The following is a 24,883-nucleotide window of genomic DNA, read 5'->3' on the forward strand; positions in this document are numbered from 1 at the left end:
CGGTCGCACGATGCTACGCCGCGAGCGCCTGGCGCACGGCGTCGTCGTAGCCGGCGGGGTGGTCGTTGAGGCCGGGCGGCGGCGGGCGACGGACGAGCATCTCGGCGGAGAGCCCGTCGATGAGGGGCCGCACCAGCCCGAACTCGATCGGCGTGACGAGCCCGACCCAGTACGACGACAGCCGCGGGCTCAGGAACGGCGTCGGGATCACGAGCGGCGGGCGGCGGCCGAGGATCCGGGCGAAGCGGACCATCATCTCCCGGTAGGTGAGGATGTCGGCGCCGCCGAGCTGCACTTCCTGCGGCGGGTCGGGGAAGCTCGCGAGCGCGGCGAGGGTGCCGACGACGTCGGCGATCGCGACCGGCTGGCTGCGCGTGTCGATCCAGCGCGGGGTGACCATGACCGGTAGGCGGCGCACGAGGTGCTCGAGCATCTGAAACGACGCGCTGCCCGACCCGATGACCATGGCGGCGCGGACGTAGACCAGCCGCGGACCGTCGGCGCGCAGGATCTCGGCGACCTCGTGGCGGCTGCGCAGGTGCTCCGAGCGCTCGCCCTCCAGGCCGCCGAGGTAGATCACGCGCTCGACGCCGGCCCGGGTCGCGGCGGAGGCGAACGCGTGGGCGGCCCGGCGGTCGCGCTCGGCGAAGTCGCCGCCCCGGCCCTCCATGGAGTGCACGAGGTAGTACGCGGTGCCGACGCCGTCGAGCGCGGCGTCGAGGCCTTGATCGCGGACGACGTCGCCCTGGACGACCTCGGCTGCGGCCGGCAGGTCTGCGCCCCGGGGGTCGCGGACGAGGCAGCGCACGTCCTGGCCCGCGTCGAGCAGGCGGGGCAGCAGCCGGCCGCCGATGTAGCCGGTTGCGCCGGTGAGGAGGATCTTCGCCATGTGGTTCTGTATCCGCGGCGGGCCCGGTCGTCAGATGGGCTCGACCGAGACGGTCGTCCCGGCCTCGACCCCGCCGTCGCCGGCCTCGAGGATCGCCAGCGCGTCGGCGCCCAGCATCGAACTCGAGATGTGCGAGCCCTGCGGCCCGGTCGGCCGCGCCTGGAGCGTGCCGTCGGGCGCCGTGGCGAGGCTCACGCGGACCGCCTCGTCGCGCTGCGGGAAGCGCGCGATGCGTTCGGCGAGCACGGCGGTCCGGCGCGGGGCCTCGAACGCCGCGCCCTGCATGGCGTTCAGCGCCGGGCGGACGAAGAGCAGGAAGGTGACCATGGAGGACACCGGGTTGCCCGGCAGGCCGAAGACCAATCGCCCCTCGCGGGTGCCGAACCATGTCGGCTTGCCCGGACGCAGCGCGACGCCCCAGAAGCGCTGCTGCACGCCGAGGGCCTCGAGGGCGGGCTTGACGTGGTCGTGCGGGCCGACGGAGACGCCGCCCGAGACGACGAGCACGTCGGCCTCCTCGAGCGCGATGCCGAGCGCCTCGACCGTCTCGTCGAGGGTGTCGGCCGCGCCGCTGACGGTGAAGACGCGCGCGCCCGTCTGCTGGGCGAGCGCGCCGAGCGTGACCGCGTTGGAGTTGTGGATCTGGCCGGGCTGCAGCGGCTCGCCGGGATCGACGAGCTCGTCGCCCGTGGCCACGACGGCGAGGCGCGGGATGCCGCCGCAGAGCAGGGTGCCGCGGCCGGCGGAGACGGCGACGCCGAGCTCGGCCGGCCCGAGGCGGGTGCCCGCGGTCAGGACGACCGTGCCCGCGGCGAGGTCCTCGCCGGCGGTCCGGACGTTGCGCGCGGCGTCGACGTCGATCTCCGTGACGAGGGCGCCATCGCGCTCCTGTACGCGCTCGACCTCGATGACGGCGTCGGCGCCCTCGGGCAGGACCGCTCCGGTGGAGATGCGGAACGCCTCGCCGTCAGGGAGGGGCCGGCCGGCGGGCCGGCCCGCGCGCGCCTCGCCGGTGATCGGCAGCCTACGGCCGGCGGCGCCGCTGCGCACGGCGAACCCGTCCATCGCCGAGTTCGGGAACGGCGGCACGTCGTGCGCGGCGGTCACGTCCTCGGCGAGCACGCGGCCGAGCGCGGCGGTGATCTCGAGGTCGTCGGGCTCGAGCGCCGTGATCGCACGCCGGACCTCGTCGCGGGCCTGCGCGATGCTCAGGAGGGGGAACATGGGCGACAGCGTATGCGCGAGTCGTCCTCGCCCGCTGGTATCCAACGTCGTCCCATGCCCGACGACCGACCCGTCCGCCGGCGCCGCGCGCGCCCCGTCGCCGACGCCCCGGTGGCGGCGCTCGTCGCGGGCGCGGACGACCTGGCGCGCGAGTGGCTGCTGGCGCTGCTGGCCGAGCGGCCGCTGGCCGCGGCGGCGGAGGTGCCGGTCGCCGAGCTGGCCGCGGGCGGGCCAGAGCTGTGCGCGGCGATGGTCCGGGCGCTCGCCTCCGACGAGGAGCTCGACCGCCTCGACGGCGGCGACCTGACGGACGCGGCGGGCCGAGCGGGAGCGCTGGCGGGCGCGGGCAGCGCGGACGCGGCAGCGGGCGCCGTGGAGCTGTTGCGCGGGGTGCTGTGGGCGGGCGCGCTGGCCGAGCTGCGCCGTCCGGGGCCGGAGCTGGTCGCCGGCCTGGCCGAGCGGCTGTCGGCGGTCGCGGCGGTGGTCACGGCCGTGACGCTGCGGACCGGCACGACGCGCGCGCCCGCGCGCGAGGTCGGCCCCTCTGCGCCGGCCCCCGCCGAGGGCGAGGTGCGCGCGCTCGACCTGCGCCCCCGGATCTCCGACGGCCCGCCGCTGGAGACCGTCGACCGTGCGGTCGAGCGCCATGCCGCCGACGGGCGCCCGCTCGCCGTGCTGCTCGTCGAGCTCGACGGGGTGCAGCGGCTGCTCGCCGCCCAGTTCGGCGACGAGGCGACGGCGGCGATCGCGCAGGCCGAGGCGGCGATCGAGGGGCTGCTGCGGCCGGGCGACGCCGCCCGCCGCGACGGCCCCGGGCGCATCTGGGTGGCGCTGGCCGGAACCGGCCCGGCGGGCGCGCGCGCGCTCGCGCTGCGGATCGGCGCCGGCGTCGCCCGCGCCGCCGAGCTGAGCGGCGCCGCGCTCAGCGCATCGGTCGGGGTCGCCGTGCTCGGGCCCGACGCGCCCGACGGCGCCGCACTGCTCGACCGCGCCGAGGAATCGCTGTTCGCCGCGCGGGCCGGCGGCTACGGCGGCGGGACGCCGCCGGGCACGATGTAGGCCGCGCCGTGCGCCGCGGACGGCGGGTCGTCAGCGAACGTTCGCGGCGGCGGGCCGGCGGTACCAGCCGATCGCGCCGCGGCCGATCTCCGTCAGCCCGATCTGGTCGGCCGCCGCCTTGGTGAGGTCGAGCGAGACGCCCTTCGCGTACGGGCCGCGGTCGACGACCGTCACCTCGGTCTGGCGGCCGTCGAGATAGACCGCCACCCGCGTGCCGCACGGCCAGGTGCGGTGCGCGACGCCGAGGAGCGTCTTGGTCAGCCGCACGCCGCAGGCGGTCGTGCGGCCCCAGAAGCCGGGCCCGTACCAGGTCGCGCCTGCGGACCGGTAGATCGTGGTGCGCGCGCTCGGCCCGGCGTCGGCGGTCGAGGCCTGCGCCGCGGAGCCGGTGTCGGGCACGGCGCGCAGGGTCTGGTCGCCCGGGATGTCCGGATCCCACTGGGCCGAGAACGCTCCGTCCTCGTCGGCGGTCGCGCGAGCCACGGCGACCCACGCACGCGTGGCCGCGTCGAGCCGCTCGATGCGCACGGCCTGTCCGGCGAGCGACTCGACGCGCCCGGAGATCGCGAGCGGCCGGCCGAGGAACCCGCCGGGATCGACGTCGAGGCCGGTCGGGCCGGCGTTGCCGAACGCTGCGCCGCCGGTGGCGGTCGGCGCGGGCGCCTGGGCGCCCGCGGCCGGGACCGCCACGAAGGACGCGGCGAGGGTCGCGAGGACGACGGCGATGGGCGGTCTGAGCCTGAACATGTGACGGACCGCCTACGGGGTGAGCTGACGGGCTCGCGTCGCGGAAAGCGACGCTACGGCTCGTGATCGGAGCCGACTCGCCCCAGCGGAACAAGGTCCGCGGTGGTTCCCCCGCCGCCGGCGCGCAGGGCGCGTCGGCGTTCGGCAGCGCGCGCAGCATAGCCAGCCGCGCGCCGCGGTGCGGAGCGGTCGCGGGCCGCCCCGGGCGTATGTCGGACGGGCCGTCTCGGATCGTGCGCCGGCCCCGTCCGGGCTCCGGCGACGCCCGTCCCGGCTACAGCCTGGGCAGCCGCCGCGCGGCCGCCTTCAGCGCCTCGCGGCCGACCGCGATCCCGACCGACGCGAGGTCCCCGGCGGCCTGGACGGCGCTCTGCAGGATCTCGCCGCCGCTGGGGGGCTGGACCGGCTCGCGCGCGGGCTGCGGCACGGGCTCCGACGGGGGCGCCGGCGCGGTCGCGGCCGGCTTCGGCTTCCGCGTCGGCGCGGCCTTCTTCGCGGCGCTGGACGCGGGCTTCGCTGCCGACTTCTTCGCGGCGCTGGACGCGGGCTTCGCCGCCGACTTCTTCGCGGCGCTGGACGCGGGCTTCGCCGCCGCGTTGCGCGCCGGCGCGGGCTCCGCCTCAGCGGGTGCCGTCTCGGCCGCCGCCGAGGCCGCCGAGGCCGCCGGGGCGTCGGCCGGCTCGCGCCGCGCGCTGCGCCGGGCGGGGCGGGTGCGGGGCAGCCGCGAGAGGACGTCGTCGCCGTCGTTTGCTGGTGGCATCGTGAGGGCATTCTCGCGCACACGCAGGAAAGCCGAAAGCGAGACTCCCGTGGCACCCACGCCGATTGCGTCCATGGAGGGAGAAGAAGGCGGTACCCTGAGGCTTCGTCGCACCCAGGGAACTCGCGCCGGCCGTCCCAACGGTCGGCGAAGAGCCGGGGAAGCGCCTCGCCAAGTGGAAGCCGAGCCCCGCCCAGCCCGGCACGACGGAAACGGAACTTGATGTCAGTCGCAGAGCTGCAGGAACTGGAAGAGATCAAGGGTCTGCTCGCCAAGGGCCAGCAGGTGGGCGTGTTGACGCACGCCGAGATCGCGACCGCGCTCTCCGAACTCGACGTCGACGAGGCCGACGTCGAGGAGCTGAACACCTTCTTCGAGTCCCAGGAGATCGAGCTCGTCGAGGACGTCGATCCGGCGACCGCCGCAGCCGCCCAGGTCGAGCGCGCGCCGGACAAGCGGGGCGGGCGCCGCAAGGCCAAGACGGCCATCGACCTGCGGCCCGACATGACGACGGACTCGCTGCAGCTGTTCCTCAAGGACATCGGCAAGGTCCGTCTGCTCACCGCCCAGGAGGAGGTCGACCTCGCCAAGCGCATCGAGCGCGGCGACCTCGACGCGAAGCAGAAGATGGTCGAGTCGAACCTGCGCCTCGTCGTCTCGATCGCGAAGAACTACCGCAACCAGGGCCTGCCGTTCCTCGACCTGATCCAGGAGGGGACGCTCGGCCTGGTCCGCGCCGCGGAGAAGTTCGACTACCGCAAGGGCTTCAAGTTCTCGACCTACGCGACCTGGTGGATCCGCCAGGCGATCGCCCGTGCGCTGGCCGACAAGGCGCGCACCATCCGCATCCCGGTCCACGTCGTCGAGAAGCTCAACAAGATCGGCCGCGCCGAGCGCAAGCTCGTCACCGAGCTCGGCCGCGAGCCCACCGCCGACGAGATCGCCGAGGTCACGGGCATCGACCCCGAGGAGGTCGACTCGATCAAGCGCTCGGCCCAGGCGCCGGTCTCGCTGGAGAAGCCGGTCGGCGACGAGGAGGAGTCCGAGTTCGGCCAGTTCATCGCCGACGAGCGCGCCGAGTCGCCGTACGAGCGTGCGGCCGAGATCCTCACGAAGGAGGCGCTGCGCGAGGCGCTGGAGAATCTGTCCTACCGCGAGCGCCGAGTTCTCGAGCTTCGATACGGCCTGGGCGGAGAGCATCCGCGCACGCTCGACGAGGTCGGGCGCACGTTCAACGTGACGCGCGAGCGCATCCGCCAGATCGAGAACCAGTCGCTGAAGAAGCTGCAGTCGCTCGCGGAGGCCCAGAAGCTCCGCGACGTCGCCTGACCCACCACCCGTTGCCCGTCCGCGACGCCCGGCCCGCCGACCTCGAGCGGATCGTCGCGATCTACAACGCGTCGATCCCGGGCCGCCTGGCCACCGCGGACCTCGAGCCGGTGACGGTGGACGAGCGGCGCGCATGGCTGCTCGAGCGCGACGCCACCCGGCGCCCCGTGTGGGTGACCGAGCGTGACGGCGAGGTCGCCGGCTGGCTGAGCGTGGGCGACTTCTACGGCCGCCCGGCCTACGCCGCGACGGTCGAGGTCGGCGTGTACGTCGACCCGGCCCACCAGCGGTGCGGGGTCGGCCGCGAGCTCCTCGACCACCTCGTCGCCAACGCGCCGCAGCTCGGGCTGCGCCGCCTGCTCGCCTTCGTCTTCGCCCACAACGCGCCGAGCCTGGCGCTGTTCGAGCGCGCCGGGTTCGAGCGCTGGGGGCTGCTGCCGGAGGTCGCCGAGCTCGACGGCCGGCTCATCGACTCGGCGATCCTCGGACTGCGGGTGGCCTGAGCCAACCCCTCAGATCGCCGGGCGGCGCCCGCCGAAGCGGGCGCCGCGGTGACAGCCTCGGGATGTCCGCCACCCCCGGCGAACCTTCCCGGTCGCACCCGCCGGGTCCACGGTGCCCACCGGGCGTTCGCGACCCGGTGGCGGCGCGCGGGCGGCGGCGCCCGCGCCATCGGCAACCGGCCCACAAGCAACGGTCCGCCAGAGCCGTTACTTGCTTGCGGACGCGGGTCCTCCGCTCCGGTGTGCGCTTCCGAGCGGATGGGAATTCCGGTACATGGCTGAACGGCTCGACCTCGCGGTCATCGGAGCAGGCCCCTTCGGTCTGTCGGTCGCCGCGCACCTTCCGGATCTCCGCGTGCGCGTCTTCGGCGAGCCGATGCAGACGTGGCGCACGCGCATGCCGCCCGAGATGCGCCTGCGCTCCGACTGGGAGGAGACGTCGCTGTCGGCTCCCGCGGACCGCGGGTCGATCAGCATCTGGGCGGGCGCCGTGGGCGAGCCGCGCGAGGAGCCGATCCCGCTGCAGAAGTTCCTGCGCTACGCGAACTGGTTCCGCGAGACGTTCGTCCCCGACACGGATCCCTCCGACGTCGTGCACGTCGACCGCGGTGGCGGCGTGCTGCGGCTCGTCACCGCCGCCGGCGACGAGGTCGATGTCCGGCGCATCGTGGTGGCCGTCGGCGTCACGCCGTTTCCGTACGCCCCGCCCCCGTTCGACGCCGCGATGGGCGACCGGATCTCCTTCGCGATCGACCGGCAGGACTACGAGCCCTACCGGGGGCGCCGGGTCGTCGTCGTCGGCGGCGGGCAGGGGGGCCTCGAGGCCGCGGCGCTGGCCGTGAAGGCGGGCGCCGAGGTCGAGGTCATCGTGCGTTCGCAGGTCCGGTGGTTCACCGACCGCGAGCCCTACCGTCCGCGCGGCCGTCTCCGGCAGCGCATCTACCGCCTCGCGTATCCCGTGGTCGGCTACGGGCCGCCCCCGCTCAACCGCCTTGCGCTGCACCCCGACGCCTACGCCGCCCTGCCCGCGCCGGCGCGCCGAAGCGTCGCCCGCCGCATCCTGCGCGCCGGCGGGTCGCCGTGGGTGCGGGGCGAGATCGAGGGGCGCGTCAGGTTCACCGAGGGGACGGCGGTCACGGCGCTCGAGCGGCGCGACGACGTGGTGCGCCTCCTGCTCAGCGACGGATCGGCGCGCGAGGCCGACGCGGTCGTGGTCTCGGCCGGATTCCGGTTCGCTCTCGACCGCATGCGCTTCCTGTCGCCGGCCGTGCGCGCGGCGATCGCGGTGCGCGACGGGTGGCCGGTGCTCGATCGCTGGTTCCGGTCGAGCGATCCGGACGTGATGTTCGTCGGGTTCGCCGCCGAGCGGCGGTTCGGCCCGATCGCGCGCTTCGTCTCGGGCAGCCGGTTCACGGCGCGGCGGCTCAGCGCCGGCTGCGCGCGCTGACCGCTCGCGTCCGGTCCGCCGCCCGGCGGACCGGGGCCAGCTGCTCGAAGTACAGGTGGTGCAGGCGCGGGTTCTGCTTGAGCCGCAGCCTCGTGCGGATGACGGTCAGGTGCGCAGTGGCGAAGCCGCGACCGCGCAGGCCCGCGGCGAGCCCGAACCCGTGGTACAGCGGCTCGAGGCCGTCGGAGAGCTCGAGCTTGTAGCGCTCGCCGCCGCCGAGGTACTCGACCCGGGTCAGCCCTTCGCCCGCGGCCGCCTCGATGGCGTCCAGCGTGTTGACGAGCCCGGGCGACCAGCGCGCGAGGGCCGGGTCGAAGGCGAGCCGGTGGACGTACATCGTGGCCTCGAGCGCGAAGAAGTAGTGGAACGCGATGGCGCGGCCGTCGAGGTGCAGCGACACGATCCGCGGCACGTCGGCCTCGGCGAGCCGGCGCATCGCAGCACGCTGAAACGCCTTGCCCGGGCCGCTCGTGAAGCCGGAGCCGTCCGGGCGCCCGTCCCAGCGCAGGTCGTGCAGCCGGAACGCGTCCTCGAGCGCGGGCTCGAGCTCGTCCGGTTCGCGGGCTACCGCGACGGTGAGCCGGCCGAGCTCCGAGAGCTGGCGCCGGCGGCGGCGGTGCAGGTTGCGCTTCTTCGAGTTCGTCTTCGCGCGATAGACGGCGTCCCACCCCGCCTGCAGGTCGAGCACCGGCGCCTCGATGCGCTCGATCAGCTGCAGGCGCGGCCCGAGCGCCGCGGCGATCCGGCTGCCGGCCGGCACGCCGTGGAGGTCCGCGACGTCGCACGTCTGCGCGAGCGCGGCGGTGAGCGCGCCGGCCACCTCCGTCGTGCGGTCCGCGGCGCTCTCGGCGACGAGCAGGTCGGGGAGCACGGCGGTCCGGCCGCCCATGAAGCTCGCCACGCGCAGGGCCGCCCGGCGCCGGATCACGACGGGCAGGGCGCCGGCCAGCTGCCCGTCCGCGCGCGCGACGAGCACGGTCGGCGTCTGGCCGCAATGGCGCCACCACTCCGCCAGCCAGGCGTGCAGGAGGAACGGGCTGGGCCGGGCCATCGCCCGGACCATCGGGTCCCACTCGGGGGCGAGCGCCTCGAACTCGTCGAGCCGCTCGATCGTCTCGACGTGGGTCGGTGCGGCCGTCGTGATCGTCATGGTCCTCCGTCCCGGGCGGTGCCGAGGTGGTCGTGGCGCACCTGCCGCGCGCCGGCATCGATCGCGGCGAAGTCGTTGCCGGTCTCGCGGTTGTCCTGGCCGCGGAAGTCGCCGATCGCGGCCCAGCTCTGACCGGCGAACGAGCTGTCGGCGACAACGGTTCTCGTGGTGCCGTCGTCGAGGTACACGCCGACCAGGCGGCTGTGGATGCGGCTGGCGCGGATGGTGTTGTCGACGCTCGCCGGGCGACCGCCCCAGGCCGGGTCGTCCCATTCCGCGAGCACGCCGACCCGGACGCCGGCGCCGATGCGCAGGCCCTCGAACAGGCTGTTCGTCGTGAAGTGCTCGATGTAGACGCCGGTCGGGGCGTCGTCGACGTCGACGTCGCTCAGGTGAGCACCATCGGTCGCGGTGCCCGTCCACACGCCCGACCACCCGCAGTCACGGACCCGCACGCGCGCGACGTCCCCCGGATTGCCGATCCACAGGCAGGCCTCGGCCCGGCCGTTCGAGGACCCGCGCGGAACCCGGGCCACGTGCCGCACGTCGAGGTCGGTGATCGTGAACCGATCGGCGGGCGTGGACGATGTCGGCTCGTTGGCATCGGCGAGCACCCCGTAGTCGGTGAACCCGCTCGCGCGGACCCGGCGGATGACGAGCCCTTCCGGCCGGCGCGCCGAGATGCCCGCCGGGAGCGTGCCATGGCCCTCGACCCGGGTGTCGAGGATCTGGGTGTCGCGCCCGACGCCCCACACGGCGATGGCCGCCCCGTCGACCGTGCGCGAGCGGTCCGCGACGTCGACGACGAGCCCGCGCACCACGGCGCCGCCCCGTCCGGTGTTGCCGCCGAGGCTGAGGCCCGCGCGCAGGATCGCGCGGCCCGGATGCGCCGCGTACAGCCGGTGGGCGTGGGGGTCGAGGAAGGGACGGCGTCCGCCGTAGACGCCGGAGGCGAGCACGATGTCCTGCCGGTCGTGCCGGCGCAACGCCCCCCGCAGCTCGCTGGAGGTCGAGACGCGCAGAGCGCCGCGCGGCACGCGGTAGCCCGTCGCGCGCGCCGGCTCGACTCCGGCGATCGCGGCGACGGACCGACCGGGGAGGTGCCCCGCGGGACCTGACGCGCAGGCCGTGTTCGTCACCGCGACGAGACCGGCACAGATGGTCAGCGCCATCGACGTCGCCCTCACGGGACGAGCCGTTCGGGAGCGGATCCTCGGCGCAGGACGCGGACCCGCGGGATCAGGCCGTCCAATGCGAGCACCACGGTCTGCAGGCAGATCGCCAGGTCGACGCCCAGGTTGCCGTGGCGCAGGTACCAGAAGTCGTAGGAGAGCTTCTCCGCGGCGCTCTCGGAGTCGCGCGCGTACCCGCAGCGGACCTGTGCCCAGCCGGTGATGCCGGGGCGGATCAGCAGCCGCCGGCTCCAGAAGGGGACCTCGTCCTCGAGCATCTCGATGAACTCCGGCCGCTCCGGGCGCGGCCCCACGATGGACATCTCGCCCTTGAGCACGTTCCACAGCTGCGGGAGCTCGTCGAGGTGCGTACGCCGCAGCAGCCGTCCGATCCCGGTCGTCCGCGGGTCGCGGTCTCCGGAGCACCAGACGGCCGTCCCGGCCCGCTCGGCCTCCACCGTCATGGTCCGCAGCTTGTACATCGTGAACCGCCGGCCTCGCTCGCCCACCCGCGTCTGCCGGTAGATGACGGGGCCCGGGGTGCGTTTGATCACGAGGGCAAGCAGGGCGATCAGCGGCGCGGCGACGGCGAGCCCGACGACCGCGACGAGCACGTCGAACACCCGCTTGGACGGCCGGTCGGCCGGCTGGCGCAGGTGCAGCAGGCTCATGAACCACATCGAGGTGAGGTGCGGGAGCGGGACGCAGCCGAACGCGTACTCGCAGAAGCTCGTCAGTCCCGCGACCCGAAAGGGCGGACGGCGGATCTCCAGCAGGCTGTCGAGCGCGTCGGAGCACGACGCCTCGTCGGTGAGCACGATCAGGTCGGGGCGCTGCGCGGAGACCACGACCGACAGGTCGTCGAGCGGCAGCAGCGCCTGCGCCGCGACGGCCTCGTCGGGTGCGTCCGGGATGAGCGTCGACGGGTTGCGCTCGGCGGTGCCCACGATGTCGAACGGCATCGGTCCGCGGCTCGCGATGGCGGAGATGTCGTCCATCGCGCTGCTGCCGATGACGAGGATGCGCTGGCGCCCCCCGGCGCGGCGGAGCACCGACTCCCAGACGACGCTCGACCCGAACACGGCGAGCGCCATGCCGAGCAGGACCGGCACCGGGTGTCCCAGGCACGGCAACAGCGGGTTGAGCGCGGCGACGGCGACCAGGCCGGTGGCGGTGCCGATGGCGGCCGGCACGGTGGCGCCCAGCGCGCGTGGCGCGCCGAGATGGGCCGCGCGCAGCGCGACGAGCCAGATGCCTGCGGCGATCGAGACGCCGAGCAGACCGGCCGCATCGAGCGGGCGCGCGGCCGCGGCGACGATCGCGACGCCGAGCCAGGTCAGCACGATCCGGCCGGCCGTGCCGACGAGCAGCCGCCGGAGGCGTGGGGCGGACGCCGCGGCGGCGCTCATCGGCAATGCTCCTGGGCCGCCCGCGCGCGCGATCCGGCGACGCACGCGGTCCAATCGCCGTGGTGGCGGGCCCGGAAGACGGTCTGGGCGGCAGCGCTCGAGTGGAATCGGGCGACGACCGCGTTGCGGCTGTCGAGGAACATGCCGTAGGTGCCCTTGAGGCGTCCCGTGCGCCGGCATTCGACGGTCGGCCGTCCGCCCCGGCTCGTGACCAGGCATTGCACCGACGCACCCTCCACCTGCATCGAGTCGCCGACCCGCAGCACCACGTTCTGGGCCGGCTGGGTGACTGGCTCCTGGGCCTCGGCGCCGCTGCCGGCCGCGAGGTCAGCCACCGGCGCGCCGATGGCGAGTGCCGCGAGAATGGCAGCGGGAACGGCGACGCGGATTCTCACGACGCTCCTCCGTGGTCGCCATGGCGGTTGACGGTGGGAAACCTCCGCGCGACGGGTAGACTGCGCTCATGGGACGTGCCGCAGGTTCGCCTGAGCAGGGCCGTCCGGCGCCGAGGACCGCCCGCGTCGCGTACGTCGACGCCGAAGGTCGCGAGACCCAGGATCCGGCCGCCGCCGTGCAGGGTGAGATCGTCGAGTACGACGGCGACGGGCGTCCTCGCGGCCGGACGCGGTTCTTCCTGGCCGAGCGCCAGATCCGCTGGCTGCCGATCAGCGAGTCCGCCTTCCTGATCTGGGTGCTGGCGGCGCTCATCGGCGTGTGGCTGGTGATCGGCGTCGTGCTGAAGCTGACGTAGCCGTCCGCCGCTTTCACCTCCCGCGGAGCTCATGACCGGACGCCGCTGCGGTGCAGCCGCGTGGCCCAGAACCACACGGTCAGGAAGGCCACGTAGACGAAGCCGAGCAGCATCCCGATCTGCATCATCAGGCGGCTGTCGCTGAGCCCGTCGGCGCTGTCGCTGTCTCCGCCTTCGATGGCGCGGCCGAACCCGTCCTCGAGCCCGTGGTAGATCGAGCCGAGGCCGTGCGTCGCGAAGTGGGCGAGCCGATGCGCGCCGTCGGACGCCAGGTGGCCCGCCCCGGACATCAGTTGACCGCCTGTGCCCGCCGCGGCACTGGCGCCGTCGGCCAGCGCGGTGGCGGGCGCGACGACCGCACCGGACATCGCGGCCCGGATCGCCTCGGCCTGCCGCTCGAGGGCCGCCTTGGCGAGACACGGCAGGAGGCGGACGTTCGTCGCCGCGACCTGCATGCTCGCGGCGGCCGAGCCGGCACCGGGGGAGACGAGGCCGGGCGCGGTGAACGCGATGATCGTCATCGTGATCAGGACGCGGGGGTTCTCGGCGACCTGGAGGATGGTGTCGAAGGCCGACGGGTCCGGGGCCCCGGACAACGTGGCCCCCGGGTCGAGCAGTCCCGGATCTGCTGCGCCGGCCACGCCGGAGCCCGGCCCGGGGAGGGCGCCGATGTCGTGGGTGGCGAGCGGGAAGCCGTGACCGAGCGTGCCGCCGATGGGGCTCGCGCCCGGGTCTCCGTGCGAGACGTGGACCAACGGGTCCCCGGCCCCGCCCGGGAGACCGATGCCGAGCACGCCGCCGCCGGCGTCGTGGGGGCCGACGCCGACGCTGATGACGGGCGAGGTGGCGCCGGTCCCGTCCGTCCCGATCGCGATCGGATCGGGAACGGGCAGCGCGGCGCCGCCGCCGGCGCCCTCCACGCCGGCGGCGGGCGGCACGCTCGCGGCGACCGGCGCGACGACGTGCGCCGCAGCGCTCGTCGTGGTGTCGGCCACCGGAGCGATCGTCGCGGTCGCCGCCTCGGTGACGGGCGCGACCGCTGGGGTGACGGCCTCGGAGACGGGCGCGACGGTGGTGGTGACGGCATCGACCACGGGGGCGATCGTGTGCGTCGCGGTGTCGGTGACGGGCGCGATGGTCGTCGTGACCGCGTCGCTGAGTGGGGTCACGGCGTCGGTGACCGGCGTGATCGTGTGGCTGATCGTTTCGGTGACCGGGGTGATGGTGTGCGTCGCGGCGTCGGTGACGGGCGCGATGGTCGTGCTGGCGGCGTCGGCGACGGGCGCGACGGAGCTCGACAGGGCATCGGTGGCCGGTGCGAGCGGCTGGGTGATCGGGGCCAGCGCGCTGGCGGTGGCGTCGGTCACCGGAGCGATCGAGTCGACCGTGCTCGCTGCGGCGTGCGCGAGGGGCTGGGTCAGCGCGTCGGTCGTCGAGCTGACGGGGTCGGTGAGGTGGGCGACCTGGGAGACCGAGGTCGCCGCGGCATCGGTTGCCGGTGATACGGCTGCGGTCGCCGCCTGCGTGATCGGAGCGACGGCGTCGGCCGTGCTGGACGCCGTGTCCGCCACCGGAGCGACTGCGCTCGAGACGGTATCGCTGATGGGCGCGGTGGTCTGCGTGGCGGCGTCACTGATCGGGTCGGTGAGCGTGGTCAGCGGATGACTGGTGGTCTGGGAGGCGGCGTGGGTGAGCGTGGTCACCGGATCGCTGGTGGTCTGGCTGATCGTGTCCGTCGCCGGCGCCGTCGTGTGGGAGACGGTGTCGATCGGGGCCGGGACCGGGACGGCGTGCTCGGGCGCGGGCGGTGCGGTGTCCGCCGGCTGCGGGGCGGGGGCGGGCTCGGGCGCTGGTGCGGGACTGGGGTCGGGGGCGGGTGGCGCGGTGTCCGCCGGCTGCGGGGCGGGGACGGGCTCGGGTGCCGGCGCTGGTGCGGGGTCGGGCGCCGGCGGCGCGGTGCTGGCCGGCTCCGGAGCGGCGGCCGGCGCAGGAGCCGGCTCCGGAGCCGAAGCGGGAGCGGGCTCCGGAGCCGGCACGGGCTCTGCCGGCGCGACCGGTGCGACGGCCTCGGCGGTCGTGGACGTGGCCGTGTCGAGTGTGGTGCTCGTCGTGGCGGCGACCGATGGCGCGTCGGTCGCGATCGAGCCCAGCTGCAGTGCGTCACCCATTTGTGCGTCCTCCAGAACCGCTTGAACCGTCCTCCAATGGGCTACCCGCGGTGGGGAGTCGGCTCAATTGGGTGACTCACCGCTTTTTTTCGGGTATGTCCTAGGCCGAATCCAGTACCGAACCTTGCGTCAGTCGGCTTTCGCGCGCACTGCGCTCCTCGGGAGGAAGCTCGATGTATGAGCGCGGAGACGAGGGAGATGCATGGAGATCGGGAGAACGGTTCTCATCGCCGACGCCGATGAAGCGTCGCGGTCGGGTCTGGCGCGCCTCCTGCGGGGGGCGGGCTATCGGGTCGTCCAGTGCGACACCGGAGACGGTGCGCTGGAGATCGCGCGGTCGACCGAGCCGTCGGCCGTCATCCTCGAGGTGCCGCTGCCCAACGTGTCCGGCTACGAGGTCTGCCACGTCCTGAAGTCCGAGCTGGGCGGGCAGGTCCCCGTCGTGTTCGTCTCGGGGACGCGGACCGAGGCCTACGACCGTGTCGCCGGCCTGCTGCTGGGGGCCGACGACTACCTGGTCAAGCCGTACTCACCGGGCGAGCTGCTGGCGCGGCTGACGAACCTCGTGCGCCGCTCACGGTCCCGGGTCGCCGCCGGCGGCCGCCGGCTCACCAAGCGCGAGCATGAGGTGCTCGACCTGCTGGGCGACGGCCTGCGCCCCGACGACATCGCCCGCCGGCTGTTCATCAGCCCCAAGACGGTCGCCACCCATGTGGAGCACATCCTGCGCAAGTTCGACGTCAACAGCAAGACGGAGGCCGTCGCCGTGGCCTACCGGGACGGTATCCTGCGCCCCCGCTGACGCCGGTCAGGCCGGCCCGACGCGGCCCATCCGTGAGAACGGCCGGGCGAGGGCGCGCAGCAGCGCCAGGTCGCCACGGCGCGGGATCAGCAGCGCGCCGGGCGAGAAGCGATCGCGCGTGGCGTAGAGGACGAGCGACGTCGCGCCGCCCGCGAGCATGGCGCTCGTCGTGGCGATCGCCGCGCCCGTCGCACCGTGCGACGGGATGAGCAGGATGTCGAGCACTAGCCCGACCACGAGCGACACGAGCGGCCCGGCCGACGAGCGCCGGGGAGCGAACGCCGCGACCAGCGCGCTGGAGAAGATCGACAGCGCCACGAAGCCCAGGGCCCCGGGCAGGAGCCACAGGAACGGCCCGTTGGACGCCTCGAACGGTGCGCCGAAGACCAGCGGGATCAGCTGCGTCCCGACGATCGCGGCGACCACGATCCCGGCCGCCGTGAGCATGGTCACCGCCCGGTAGGTCCGCAGGATCTCCGCGGTCCGCGCCCCCGCCCCGGCCCTCGCCCCGAGCGGAAGGATCGCGGTGGCCGCCGCACCCGCCAGATACAGGAGGATCTCGAACGCGTTGACCGCCGTCGCGTAGATCCCGAGGACCGCCTCCGACGCGATGAGGGCCACGAGCAGCTGGTCGATGCGCTGGCTGAAGGCGGTCGACAGCGTGCCGATCCAGGCGCCGAGGCCGAAGATGACGCACTCGCGCAGCAGCTTCGCCCCCGGCGCGCCCAGACCCTCCGCGCGGATCGACGCGGCGAGCAGCAGGAACGCCTTGATCACCTGGAAGGCCACCCAGAGGACGATCGCCCGCAGCACGGTCAGACCCACCGTCAGCGTCACCAGCGTCGTCGCCGCCGCGTACCCCCAGGCCATCGCGATCGTCACCGCGGAGTGCAGCCGGAACCGGCTGCAGCCCAGCACGAACATGTATCCCGCGTCCGCCAGCCCCGAGGCCAGCATGCCGCAGGCGAGCGCGAGCAGCTCCGGGTCGCCGACCCCCGGAGGGCGCAGGCCGGGGAACGCCAGCATCACCCCGCACACGAGCCCGGCCGCGACGCATTCCACCACGGTCACCGACAGCAGCACGTTCGACAGCAGCCGCGATCGCTCGAGGGGCCGCTGCGCGGCGAACACGGTCATCGCCTCCGTCACGCCGAGCCGGGCCAGCGTCGCCGAGACGATCGCCGTCACGGTCACGAACGCGACGGTGCCGCGCCCTTCCGGGCCCAGCGACCGCGTGATCGGCACCAGCGCCGCGAGGAGGCCCAGGTTGCCGCCGACCTGCGCCCAGAACAAGGGCGCCGAGCCACGCGCGACGGTGGGGCGCTCAGCGTCGCGCGGCAATGCCGATCAGCTCCTCGATGCGCCGCGCCGGGTCGCCGTGCACCGCGCGCAGCCGGCCCGCGTTGTCGTCGAACGCACGGCGATGGGCGTCGTATCCGCCGGCGAGCGAGGCGAGCGCCGCGGCGAGATCGCGAGGCTCGCGCGACGCCACGCAGAAGCGCTCGACGGACGGCAGGCGGAAGTGGCGGCGGCTGTCGCCGACGTCCGTGCACACGACCGGGACGCCGCGGCTGAGCGCCTCGAGCACCGCCACCTGGACGTTGTCCCACGTCGACGTCGACAGGCACACGTGCGCTCGCTCCTGCGCGTCGAGGACCTCGTTCCACGGGCGGCTGCCGTGCAGGCACAGCCACGGCCGCCCGTGCGTCAGCCGCTCGAGCTCGGCGGCCATCGGGCCGGTCCCGTACACGTCGAGGACGGCGCCACGGCTCGCCCGCAGCTGCTCGACCACGCGCACGGCCAGGACCGGATCCTTCTCCGACGACAGACGGCCGATCCAGGCGATCCGCAGGTCCCCGGAGATCGGCGGCGGCGTCGCGGCACGGGGAAGCTCGGGGAGCGGATACGGCAGGTGGGCGCCGGCGATCCCGTGGGTCGTGCGCAGGCCCGCCACGCCGATGACCGACACCGAGACGGGCAGCGACCGCCGCAGCGCCAGCCGGGGCAGCGTGCGCCCGAACGCCGTGCGCGCGGCGCTCACCAGCCCCGTGCGATGCGGCTGTGGCTGACCCGAGCCGTGCACCACGAGCAGCGCCGGCACCCCCTGCCGCCGGGCGGCGACCACGGCGGCGTCGGAGACGACATGCGTGGCGTTGTTGGCGATGACCGCGTCGGCCCGTCCCACCTCTCGCCACAGCCGCGTCCAACCGCCCACCGGCAGCGGCCAGCCCCCGGGGCCCAGGAAGCGCGACGGCAGCGCGACGTCCGCCGTGTCGTCGTCGCCGGGCCGCCGGCACGCGAGGACCCGGACCGCGTGGCCGCGGCCGGCGAGCACGTCGCGCAGCGTCGCGACGAACCGCTCGACGCCTCCGGCATGGGGCAGGACGAAGCTCGACACGATCAGGACGCGCATGTGCCCTCAACGGTGCCGCGAACGGGGCCTCGCCAGTCCTCGCCGAGACCGAAGTCCGGGGAACTCCCTAGGTGGTTCTCCGGGATCGGCGCCCGAGCGCCGCGATCGCGTTGGACGCCGGCGGGAGCGAGGGTACGGTCGCGCCATGACCCTCGATGACGGGTCCCGCGGCTCCAGAGCATGGGTCGCCACCGGCGGCCCCGCCGCCCCCGCGGGCATGCACGACGAGCAGGGCATGGACTTCGCTCGCTACCTCGCGGCCATCCGGCGCGGGGCGTGGTTGATCGCGCTGATCGTGATCCCCCTCACCGGCGCGGTCCTGGCGCTCTCGCTCGCCCTTCCGAAGACGTACAAGGCGTCCGCCACGCTGGTGCTCGACCAGCCGAGCGATGCGCTGGTCGCCCCGAGCGCCGACAGCGAGACCCGGACCCTGGCCACGATCCGCAAGCTGCTGATGTCGCGCGACGTGCTCGTCTCCGCGGCCGAGCGGCTCCCGGGCGAGACGCTCGACACGCTGCGCGACAAGGTGAGCGTCAGCGTCGACTCCGCGGCCAACCTCATCACCGTCACCGGGAGCGACGAGGACCCCGCGGGCGCGGCCGCGATCGCCAACCGGGTCGCGGCGAGCTTCCTCGACCGGCGCCGTGCGGGCGACCGCCGGCGCGAGGCGCAGGCGCGGCAGGAGCTCGAGTCCGCGCTGGCCCGGGCCCAGGACCGGCGTGGCGCGACGGACGAGGTCCGTGCCCTGCGGCAGCGGCTCAGCCAGCTCGCCGTCAGCCAGGCCTCGGCCGCGGACGAGCTCCAACTCGCCCAGGCTGCGCTGCCGCCCGAGCGGCCCGACTCGCCGCGCCCGCTGCAGAACACGATCTTCGCGTTCTTCGCGGCGCTGTTCCTGGCGGTGCTCGCCGCGCTCGCCCGGGACTTCATCGCGCCGCGCATTCGCGACGAACGCCAGCTGGCCGCCCTCAGCGGCGTCTCGCCGCTCGTCGTCCTGCCCGAGCGCCGGAGCCGCCGCCGTCATCGCGGCCAGGCGCATGAGGCGCTCGAGGCGCTCGCCGCATCCGTGAAGGTGCAGCTGCACGAGTCGCAGCGCGTGATCATGGTGACCAGCGTCGACCCGGACGAGGACCGGTCGGAGATCGCGGTCGGCCTCGGGCGCGCGCTCGCCGGGGCCGGTCAGGCGACGCTCGTCGTGTCCGCCGACCTGCGCCATCCTGGATTGCACCGGGAGCTCGGCGTTCCCCAGGCCCCGGGCCTGGGCGACGTGCTCGCGGCCATCGATCGCGAGGGGGAGGCGAGCGCGAGCCGGCAGGTGCGAGCCGCCACCCGTGCCGGGGAGCCGCCGGCGCGCGGTGAGATGCGCGCGCTGCCGAGCGGCGACCCGTCCGCGCGGACGACCGCCCTGCTGGCCGGCGACGGCCTGGGTCTCGTCTTCGGCGAGCTCGAGCGCTCCGAGTACCGCTACATCGTCGTGGAGTGCCCCGCGCTGCTCGGGCCGATCGACGGGCAGCTCGTCGCTCGCTGGGCCGACGCCATCCTCGTGGTCTGCCACGTCGCGCGTCTACGGCCCGCGGACGCCGAGGAGCTCGGCGACGTCCTCGCCCGGCTCGCCGCGCCGGTGCTCGGCTCCGTCGTCGTCGGCGGCAGCCGGACGCGCCACTCGTTGCCGGCGTGGACGCCGAGGCGCGAGCCCGCGTCGCTGCGGCCCGGATGAGCCCGGCGACCGGGGCGGCCCAGACGACGACCACCGTGGCCGGCGCCGGGACGGCCCTCGTCGTCTTCGCGTGGTGGGCGGTCGACGACGGCGGCATGGCGCCGACAACCTGGTATTCGGGCGCCCTCCTGGTCCTGATCGCGTTCGTCCTGCTCGCCGGCGCTCGCCGCCTGGGCTCGCTGTCGCGGTGGACGCGCTGGGCGCTCGCCGGATTGGCGGGCTACACCGTCTGGAGCTTCCTCTCCCTGCTGTGGGCGCAGTCGCGCGGCGATGCGTGGGACGGTGCGAACCGCACGCTGCTGTACCTGCTCGTCTTCGCCCTCTTCGCCGCGCTGCCGTGGACGTCGCGGCGCGCGGGCGTGGCTCTCGGCGCGTTCGTCCTCGTCGTGGCGGTGATCGGCGCTGGGGCGCTCGCCGGCGCGGTGGCCGGCGACGTGACCGCCGCGTTCGCGGACGGCCGCCTCGCAGCGCCGACCGGCTACGAGAACGCCAGCGCGGCGCTCTACCTGATGGCGCTCTGGCCCGCGATCACCCTCGCCGCGCGCCGCGAGGCGCCTCCCGCGGTGCGCGCGGCGATGCTGGCGGCGGCCGGCGTCCTGGTCGACCTCGGCATCCTCGCGCAGAGCCGCGGGTCGCTGATCGGCGGCGGCGTCGCGCTGGTGGTGGCGCTCTGGGCGGCACCCAACCGCGGGCGGCTGATCGTCGCGCTGGGGGCGGTCGCGGTGGCGACGGCGGCCGCGCTGCCGTTTCTGCTGCGCGTCTACGCATCCTCGTCGCTTCAGCGCGAGGCGGCCGTGACCCGGGCCGGCGCGGCCATCCTCGTCGCCGCCATCGCGCTGTTCGCGGCCGGCTCGTTCTCGCGGCGCCTCGACGGTCGCCCGATGCCCCGGCTGCCGGTGCGGGTCCCGGGCGTGTGGCGCTGGGCGGCCGTGGCCGCGCTGCTCGCCGTGGTCGCCGCGGGTGCGGCCACGGCCCGCGCGACGATCCTCGACGGCGCGCGCGAGGCGCAGCTCACCACGCGCCTGACGCCGAGCGGGGACCCGGGGCGCTACGACCTGTGGCGGGTCGCCGCCGGCCAGTTCGCCGCTCATCCGCTGCAGGGGGCCGGCGCCGACAACTTCGCCCACGCGTACGCGCAGGATCGCCGGCATCACGAGGAGCTGATGTACCCGCACAGCGTCGAGTGGCGCGTGCTCGGCCAGACCGGCCTCGTGGGGGCGGCCCTGCTCGGCGGGTTCCTCGCGGCCGGGTTCGCCGGCGCCCACGCCGCGATCCGCCGCACGGGCGGAGGGACGGTGGCCCTCGGCGCCGCGCTCGCCGCGATCTACTGGATCGCGCATGCCTCGCTCGACTGGCTGTGGGAGATGCCGGCCGCCGGCGCCCCCGCGATGGCCGCGCTCGGCATGGCCGCCGGCATGGGAACCGTGGCGGCGCCGAACGCGGCCGTCCTCGTCGCGCCGCGGGGTGGCCGCCGCACCGCGGCGCTCGCGGTCGTGGCGATCGTCGCCGCGGCGTCGCTGGCGCTTCCCGCCCTCGCGGCGTTCGAGATCGAGCACGCGGCGCGGATCGGCGCCGCCGACCCGGCCGCCGCGAGGCGCGCGCTGGATCGCGCCCGGGCGCTGAACCCGCTCAGCGACCGGCCTGACGTGGTCGCCGGCGCGCTCGCCGTCCAGGCCGGCGACGCGCCGGCGGCGCGATCGGCCTACGCGCGGGCCATCGGCCGCGACCCCGGCAGCTGGCACTCCCAGGCGCAGCTCGGCGTGCTGGAGCTCGAGGCGGGGCGGCGGTCGCGAGCGGTGTCCCTGCTCGCCCGGGCCCAGGAGCTGAACCCGCTCGAGCCGTCGCTTCCGGCCGCGCTGGCCGCGGCACGGTCGGGCGGCCCCGCCCCCGCCGAGGTGACCGATCGTCTCGCCCGCTCGGCGATCCCCGGCCCGCTGGGCCCGCGGCCGGTCACCTGCCGTCCCGTTCTCGGCCTCGACGCGGCATGCAGCCGGGGGACGAGGCGATGAGCACGTTCGCCACGGACCCGAGGCGCTCGATGAGCCACGGCGCGGACCGGCGCCTGCTGCCGCTGCTCGCCGGCCTCGCCAGCATCCCCGCCGGCATGGCGATGGCGCTCGCCCTGTACCGGTACCCGCCGGCGCCCGCCATCGCGGTCGGCGCCGGCGCCGGCCTGGTGTGCCTCCTGGCGCTGACGCTCGCGAACCTGCACGCCGCGGTCGCCCTCGGCGTCGTGCTGCTCGGAGTCGTCGCGTTCGAGCCGGCCCCCTCGGATGCCGTCTTCTTCGCCGTCATCGCCGTGAGCGCGGTGACCGGGAGGCTGCATCTGCGCGCGGCCCCTGGCCCGGCGATCGGGATCCTGGTCGTGCTCGGCGCCCTGAACGTGATCTCGGCGATGCAGGTGGCCGATCCGCAGCGGGCCGCCCTGTTCTTCTCGATCACGATGTACCTGGCGATCTTCGCGCTGTGGCTGCCGAGCTACGTCGTCTCGCGCCCTCGGGCGCAGCTGATCCTCCGCGCGTACGTCGTCGCCGCCGTGACGTCGGCCGTCATCGGCGTCGCCGCGCTGCTCGCCCTGATCCCCGGCGCGGAGCTCTTCACCGAGAGCAGCCGGGCGCGCGCGCTGTTCCAGGACCCGAACGTCTTCGGCCCGTTCCTCATCCCGGCCCTGCTGATGGTGCTCGAGGAGATCCCGCATCCGCGCCTGCTGCGGTCCGGGACGGTCGCGAAAGCGGTCCTGTCCGCGATCCTCGCGGTGGGCGTGCTGTTCAGCTACTCGCGCGGCGCGTGGCTGAACCTCGCGGTCGGGCTCGCCGTCATGGTCGGCGTCCTGGCCCTGCGCCGCGGCGGCGCCCGCCAGGCGCTCGCGTTCGTCGCCGTCGCATCGTGCGCCGCCGCCGTCGTCGTCGCGATCGTGATCGCGACGGGCGCCGGCGGCTTCCTGGCCGAGCGCGCCCGGCCGCAGACCTACGACACGCAGCGCTTCAGCGGGCAGCGGGCCGGCCTGCAGCCGGCCGAGGAGTACCCGCTCGGCGCCGGCCCCGGCCAGTTCGAGTCGATCGCCGGCATCTCGGCGCACAGCACGTACGCACGCGTCGTCGGCGAGCAGGGCTTCCTCGGCCTCGCGGCGCTGATCGCGTTCCTCGGCTACACGCTGCTCGCGGCGATCCGCAACGCCGCCGCCGGGCGCAGCACCTTCGGGATCGGATCCGCCGCGCTGCTCGGGGCCTGGTGCGGGATGCTCGCCAACAGCGCGGTCATCGACACCCTGCACTGGCGGCACCTGTGGCTGGTCGCCGGCCTCATCTGGGCGGGAGCGGCGCTGTCATGGCGAAGATCCTCTTCGTGATCACGCTCGCCGAGACCGGCGGCGCCCAGACCTACGTGGCGAACCTGCTGCCCGCGGTCAGCCGGCGCTACGACGTGGTCGTCGCCGCGCATGGCACCGGACCGCTGGCGGGCGCGACGAGGGCCGCGGGCGGCCGGTTCGTCGCGCTGCGCCACGTGCGCAGGCCGCTGCATCCCCTGCGCGACGTCCTGGGCCTGTTCGAGCTCGTCGCGCTGCTCCGTCGCGAGAGGCCCGCGATCCTGCACGCCAACAGCTCGAAGGCGGGCATCCTCGCTCGCCTGGCCGCGGCGATCACCGGCGTGCCGGTGCGCGTCTTCACGGTGCACGGGTGGGCGTTCAAGGCCTACGCCGGCCTGCCCTCGCTGCTGTACCGGTGGGCCGACCGGCTCATGGCGCCCTTGACCACGGTGACGATCTGCGTCGCCGAGGGGGAGCGGCGCGCCGGCCTGGCCGCGGGCACGTGCCGTGCGGCGCGCACCGTCGTGATCCCGAACGCGGTGCCCGCGGGGGCGGTCGCGCGGGCCGCGCTCGACGGCGGTCCTCCGCGGATCGTCTGGGTCGGCCGCCTCGCCGACCCGAAGGACCCGCTGACCCTGGTGCGAGCGCTGGGCCGGCTGCCGCCCGCCTCGTTCGCCGCGACGCTCGTGGGGGACGGGCCCGCGCGTCCCGCGGTCGAGGGCGAGCTGCGCACGTTGCCGGCCGCGCGCGACGCGGTCGAGCTGCTCGGCGACCGCACCGACGTCCCGGAGCTGCTCGCACGGTCGGACGTCTTCGTCCTCGCGAGCCGGTCGGAGGGAGCGCCGCTCTCGGTGCTCGAGGCGATGGCCGCGGGCCTGCCGGTGGTCGCATCGCGGGTCGGCGGCATTCCGGAGATCGTGGTGGACGGCGAGACGGGCCTGCTCGTCGAACCGGGCGATCCGGGGCGGTTGGCGGCGGCGATCGAGCAGCTGCTCGGCGATCCGCGCCGGCGGGCGGCGATGGGCGATGCCGGGCGGCGGCGCGTGCTCGAGCGCTTCGACGTCGACGCGGTGCGCCGCCGTCATCTCGAGCTCTATGCCGGGGAGCTCTCCCGGGCGGCCGGCGGCGGCCCCATGCCGTAGCGCAGCCGCCGGTAGTGCCCCCGGAACGGCAGCGGGGTGTCGTGGCCGCCGGCGACCTTCGCGCGGAAGTCGAGCAGCGTGTCCCGGGAGTCGATCTGGCGCCGCCTCAGCGCGAAGCGGTCGGTCTGCGCGACGTTGAGTCCCGGCTCGCAGGTGACGGCCGCCGCATATCCCGCCTCGGCGACGAGCCGCCGTTCCCGGTCGCCGTACAGGCCGGCCGGATACGCGAAGGCGGTCACCGGCCGGCCAAGGTGCTCCTCGAGCTCCTCACGGCTGCGCTCGATCTCCCGCTCGGCCGTCGCGTGGTCGGTCGTGAGCAGGTTCGGGTGCGTGACCGTGTGCGCCTCGAAGCGCAGCACACCCTCACGGTCCAGCGCGACGACGTCGTCCCAGTCGAGGACGGGGGGCTGATCGCGATACCAGGGGAAGGGGTGGCGCCCGTCCGTGACACCTGTCGTGACGAACACCGTGGCCGTGAAGCCGTGCCGGGCGAGCACCGGATGGGCGTTCTCCGCCACGTCCGTGAAGCCGTCGTCGAAGGTGAGGCCGATCGTCCTCGGCGGCAGCGGGCCGTCGCCGTCGAGCAGCGCGAGGATCTCGTCGAGGTCCACGGCGCGGTAGCCCTGCGCGCCCAGCAGGTCCATCTGCTCGCGAAAGCGGCGCGGGGTGACGGCGAGCGGATCGCCGTCGTCGGCGATCCGGTGGTAGAGCAGGATGCGCAGCCCCTCCGCCCGGCGAGGACGCCCGCGCAGCATCCAGGCCGCGGAGCGTCCACGGGTCAGCGCCGCCTTGAGCGGATACGGCAGCGTCGGACCCACGCCGCGCATGCCCGGCGGCGCCTTCTCCGTCGCCGTGACCCCCGGTCTGTGCGCCGGCGAGCTCACAGCCGAAATTCTG

Annotated in this window: 22 protein-coding genes and 1 riboswitch; of the genes, 10 read left to right on the top strand and 12 right to left on the bottom strand. The window is 75.1% G+C overall.

Annotation, left to right across the window (positions count from 1 at the left end; genetic code table 11):
* Positions 1 to 13: 13 nt before the first annotated feature.
* Complete coding sequence (locus tag DSM104329_RS06805) at positions 14 to 889, bottom strand: NAD(P)H-binding protein (RefSeq protein ID WP_259314647.1); 876 nt, start codon at positions 887 to 889, stop codon at positions 14 to 16.
* A gap of 30 nt (positions 890 to 919) precedes the next feature.
* Positions 920 to 2,113, bottom strand: coding sequence for a molybdopterin molybdotransferase MoeA (locus tag DSM104329_RS06810; RefSeq protein ID WP_259314648.1), 1,194 nt, complete (start codon positions 2,111 to 2,113; stop codon positions 920 to 922).
* A 54-nt stretch (positions 2,114 to 2,167) separates the two neighbouring features.
* Between DSM104329_RS06810 and DSM104329_RS06815 the strand changes: the two genes are divergently transcribed.
* Complete coding sequence (locus DSM104329_RS06815; protein WP_259314649.1) at positions 2,168 to 3,172, top strand: diguanylate cyclase domain-containing protein; 1,005 nt, start codon at positions 2,168 to 2,170, stop codon at positions 3,170 to 3,172.
* A gap of 30 nt (positions 3,173 to 3,202) precedes the next feature.
* Here DSM104329_RS06815 and DSM104329_RS06820 read toward each other — a convergent pair whose 3' ends face one another.
* The gene (locus DSM104329_RS06820; RefSeq protein WP_259314650.1) at positions 3,203 to 3,919 is read right to left on the bottom strand and encodes a septal ring lytic transglycosylase RlpA family protein; all 717 of its coding nucleotides are present in this window, start codon (positions 3,917 to 3,919) and stop codon (positions 3,203 to 3,205) included.
* A riboswitch (cyclic di-AMP (ydaO/yuaA leader) is annotated at positions 3,913 to 4,061 on the bottom strand. Its footprint overlaps the gene before it by 7 nt.
* A 132-nt stretch (positions 4,062 to 4,193) precedes the next feature.
* The gene (locus DSM104329_RS06825) at positions 4,194 to 4,679 is read right to left on the bottom strand and encodes a hypothetical protein (RefSeq protein WP_259314651.1); all 486 of its coding nucleotides are present in this window, start codon (positions 4,677 to 4,679) and stop codon (positions 4,194 to 4,196) included.
* A gap of 222 nt (positions 4,680 to 4,901) precedes the next feature.
* On the opposite strand from DSM104329_RS06825, the gene DSM104329_RS06830 reads away from it, so the two are divergent.
* The 3 genes from DSM104329_RS06830 (at position 4,902) to DSM104329_RS06840 (ending at position 7,958) form a co-directional block, all read left to right on the top strand.
* A complete protein-coding gene (locus DSM104329_RS06830) occupies positions 4,902 to 6,008 on the top strand; it encodes a sigma-70 family RNA polymerase sigma factor (protein ID WP_259314652.1) in 1,107 nt (368 codons plus the stop codon).
* A gap of 11 nt (positions 6,009 to 6,019) precedes the next feature.
* Entirely contained in the window at positions 6,020 to 6,511 is a 492-nt protein-coding gene (locus tag DSM104329_RS06835; RefSeq protein ID WP_259314653.1) for a GNAT family N-acetyltransferase, read from the top strand.
* A 274-nt stretch (positions 6,512 to 6,785) separates the two neighbouring features.
* The gene (locus DSM104329_RS06840) at positions 6,786 to 7,958 is read left to right on the top strand and encodes an FAD-dependent oxidoreductase (RefSeq protein ID WP_259314654.1); all 1,173 of its coding nucleotides are present in this window, start codon (positions 6,786 to 6,788) and stop codon (positions 7,956 to 7,958) included.
* Here the strand turns inward: DSM104329_RS06840 and DSM104329_RS06845 are convergent.
* Genes DSM104329_RS06845 through DSM104329_RS06860 form a run of 4 tightly spaced genes read right to left on the bottom strand, consistent with a single transcriptional unit; the run spans position 7,936 to position 12,084 of the window.
* Positions 7,936 to 9,108: a GNAT family N-acetyltransferase gene (locus DSM104329_RS06845; RefSeq protein ID WP_259314655.1), complete on the bottom strand. Its 1,173-nt coding sequence runs from the start codon at positions 9,106 to 9,108 to the stop codon at positions 7,936 to 7,938. The genes DSM104329_RS06840 and DSM104329_RS06845 overlap by 23 nt on opposite strands.
* The gene (locus tag DSM104329_RS06850) at positions 9,105 to 10,280 is read right to left on the bottom strand and encodes a hypothetical protein (RefSeq protein WP_259314656.1); all 1,176 of its coding nucleotides are present in this window, start codon (positions 10,278 to 10,280) and stop codon (positions 9,105 to 9,107) included. The genes DSM104329_RS06845 and DSM104329_RS06850 overlap by 4 nt, the downstream gene beginning before the upstream one ends.
* Positions 10,281 to 10,291: 11 nt before the next feature.
* On the bottom strand, positions 10,292 to 11,689 hold the full coding sequence (locus DSM104329_RS06855) for a sugar transferase (RefSeq protein WP_259314657.1): 1,398 nt from the start codon (positions 11,687 to 11,689) through the stop codon (positions 10,292 to 10,294).
* Positions 11,686 to 12,084: a hypothetical protein gene (locus tag DSM104329_RS06860; RefSeq protein WP_259314658.1), complete on the bottom strand. Its 399-nt coding sequence runs from the start codon at positions 12,082 to 12,084 to the stop codon at positions 11,686 to 11,688. The genes DSM104329_RS06855 and DSM104329_RS06860 overlap by 4 nt, the downstream gene beginning before the upstream one ends.
* A gap of 68 nt (positions 12,085 to 12,152) precedes the next feature.
* On the opposite strand from DSM104329_RS06860, the gene DSM104329_RS06865 reads away from it, so the two are divergent.
* The gene (locus DSM104329_RS06865; RefSeq protein ID WP_259314659.1) at positions 12,153 to 12,440 is read left to right on the top strand and encodes a hypothetical protein; all 288 of its coding nucleotides are present in this window, start codon (positions 12,153 to 12,155) and stop codon (positions 12,438 to 12,440) included.
* A 29-nt stretch (positions 12,441 to 12,469) separates the two neighbouring features.
* Here the strand turns inward: DSM104329_RS06865 and DSM104329_RS06870 are convergent, their stop codons facing one another.
* The gene (locus tag DSM104329_RS06870; RefSeq protein WP_259314660.1) at positions 12,470 to 14,608 is read right to left on the bottom strand and encodes a hypothetical protein; all 2,139 of its coding nucleotides are present in this window, start codon (positions 14,606 to 14,608) and stop codon (positions 12,470 to 12,472) included.
* A gap of 202 nt (positions 14,609 to 14,810) precedes the next feature.
* Between DSM104329_RS06870 and DSM104329_RS06875 the strand changes: the two genes are divergently transcribed.
* Entirely contained in the window at positions 14,811 to 15,410 is a 600-nt protein-coding gene (locus DSM104329_RS06875; protein WP_259314661.1) for a response regulator transcription factor, read from the top strand.
* A 6-nt stretch (positions 15,411 to 15,416) separates the two neighbouring features.
* Here the strand turns inward: DSM104329_RS06875 and DSM104329_RS06880 are convergent, their stop codons facing one another.
* The gene (locus tag DSM104329_RS06880) at positions 15,417 to 16,751 is read right to left on the bottom strand and encodes a lipopolysaccharide biosynthesis protein (protein WP_259314662.1); all 1,335 of its coding nucleotides are present in this window, start codon (positions 16,749 to 16,751) and stop codon (positions 15,417 to 15,419) included.
* On the bottom strand, positions 16,735 to 17,823 hold the full coding sequence (locus DSM104329_RS06885) for a glycosyltransferase family 4 protein (protein WP_259314663.1): 1,089 nt from the start codon (positions 17,821 to 17,823) through the stop codon (positions 16,735 to 16,737). Before DSM104329_RS06885 ends, DSM104329_RS06880 begins: the two co-directional genes overlap by 17 nt.
* Before the next feature lie 145 nt (positions 17,824 to 17,968).
* Here DSM104329_RS06885 and DSM104329_RS28870 point away from each other — a divergent pair, with 145 nt between their 5' ends.
* From DSM104329_RS28870 to DSM104329_RS06905, 4 genes are read left to right on the top strand one after another with little or no spacing between them, the layout of a single operon-like run.
* A complete protein-coding gene (locus DSM104329_RS28870; RefSeq protein WP_268738865.1) occupies positions 17,969 to 19,537 on the top strand; it encodes a Wzz/FepE/Etk N-terminal domain-containing protein in 1,569 nt (522 codons plus the stop codon).
* Positions 19,534 to 21,546, top strand: coding sequence for an O-antigen ligase family protein (locus tag DSM104329_RS06895; RefSeq protein WP_259314664.1), 2,013 nt, complete (start codon positions 19,534 to 19,536; stop codon positions 21,544 to 21,546). The genes DSM104329_RS28870 and DSM104329_RS06895 overlap by 4 nt, the downstream gene beginning before the upstream one ends.
* Positions 21,543 to 22,886, top strand: a complete 1,344-nt coding sequence (locus DSM104329_RS06900) for an O-antigen ligase family protein (RefSeq protein WP_259314665.1) — start codon at positions 21,543 to 21,545, stop codon at positions 22,884 to 22,886. Before DSM104329_RS06895 ends, DSM104329_RS06900 begins: the two co-directional genes overlap by 4 nt.
* A complete protein-coding gene (locus tag DSM104329_RS06905) occupies positions 22,865 to 23,986 on the top strand; it encodes a glycosyltransferase family 4 protein (protein ID WP_259314666.1) in 1,122 nt (373 codons plus the stop codon). The genes DSM104329_RS06900 and DSM104329_RS06905 overlap by 22 nt, the downstream gene beginning before the upstream one ends.
* Here the strand turns inward: DSM104329_RS06905 and DSM104329_RS06910 are convergent.
* Positions 23,938 to 24,870: a polysaccharide deacetylase family protein gene (locus tag DSM104329_RS06910; protein WP_259314667.1), complete on the bottom strand. Its 933-nt coding sequence runs from the start codon at positions 24,868 to 24,870 to the stop codon at positions 23,938 to 23,940. The genes DSM104329_RS06905 and DSM104329_RS06910 overlap by 49 nt on opposite strands.
* Positions 24,871 to 24,883 lie beyond the last annotated feature (13 nt).

This window comes from Capillimicrobium parvum, assembly GCF_021172045.1.
Classification (GTDB): domain Bacteria; phylum Actinomycetota; class Thermoleophilia; order Solirubrobacterales; family Solirubrobacteraceae; genus Capillimicrobium; species Capillimicrobium parvum.

Bases quoted from the DNA above. Each gene is read 5' to 3' on its own strand.
- DSM104329_RS06810 (WP_259314648.1), bottom strand. From the start codon at position 2,113: ATGTTCCCCCTCCTGAGCATCGCGCAGGCCCGCGACGAGGTCCGGCGT.
- DSM104329_RS06855 (WP_259314657.1), bottom strand. From the start codon at position 11,689: ATGAGCGCCGCCGCGGCGTCCGCCCCACGCCTCCGGCGGCTGCTCGTC.
- DSM104329_RS06850 (WP_259314656.1), bottom strand. From the start codon at position 10,280: ATGGCGCTGACCATCTGTGCCGGTCTCGTCGCGGTGACGAACACGGCC.
- DSM104329_RS06905 (WP_259314666.1), top strand. From the start codon at position 22,865: ATGGCGAAGATCCTCTTCGTGATCACGCTCGCCGAGACCGGCGGCGCC.
- DSM104329_RS06805 (WP_259314647.1), bottom strand. From the start codon at position 889: ATGGCGAAGATCCTCCTCACCGGCGCAACCGGCTACATCGGCGGCCGG.
- DSM104329_RS06885 (WP_259314663.1), bottom strand. From the start codon at position 17,823: ATGCGCGTCCTGATCGTGTCGAGCTTCGTCCTGCCCCATGCCGGAGGC.
- DSM104329_RS06895 (WP_259314664.1), top strand. From the start codon at position 19,534: ATGAGCCCGGCGACCGGGGCGGCCCAGACGACGACCACCGTGGCCGGC.
- DSM104329_RS06830 (WP_259314652.1), top strand. From the start codon at position 4,902: ATGTCAGTCGCAGAGCTGCAGGAACTGGAAGAGATCAAGGGTCTGCTC.
- DSM104329_RS06825 (WP_259314651.1), bottom strand. From the start codon at position 4,679: ATGCCACCAGCAAACGACGGCGACGACGTCCTCTCGCGGCTGCCCCGC.
- DSM104329_RS06900 (WP_259314665.1), top strand. From the start codon at position 21,543: ATGAGCACGTTCGCCACGGACCCGAGGCGCTCGATGAGCCACGGCGCG.
- DSM104329_RS06865 (WP_259314659.1), top strand. From the start codon at position 12,153: ATGGGACGTGCCGCAGGTTCGCCTGAGCAGGGCCGTCCGGCGCCGAGG.
- DSM104329_RS06840 (WP_259314654.1), top strand. From the start codon at position 6,786: ATGGCTGAACGGCTCGACCTCGCGGTCATCGGAGCAGGCCCCTTCGGT.
- DSM104329_RS06845 (WP_259314655.1), bottom strand. From the start codon at position 9,108: ATGACGATCACGACGGCCGCACCGACCCACGTCGAGACGATCGAGCGG.
- DSM104329_RS28870 (WP_268738865.1), top strand. From the start codon at position 17,969: ATGACCCTCGATGACGGGTCCCGCGGCTCCAGAGCATGGGTCGCCACC.
- DSM104329_RS06870 (WP_259314660.1), bottom strand. From the start codon at position 14,608: ATGGGTGACGCACTGCAGCTGGGCTCGATCGCGACCGACGCGCCATCG.
- DSM104329_RS06815 (WP_259314649.1), top strand. From the start codon at position 2,168: ATGCCCGACGACCGACCCGTCCGCCGGCGCCGCGCGCGCCCCGTCGCC.
- DSM104329_RS06820 (WP_259314650.1), bottom strand. From the start codon at position 3,919: ATGTTCAGGCTCAGACCGCCCATCGCCGTCGTCCTCGCGACCCTCGCC.
- DSM104329_RS06875 (WP_259314661.1), top strand. From the start codon at position 14,811: ATGGAGATCGGGAGAACGGTTCTCATCGCCGACGCCGATGAAGCGTCG.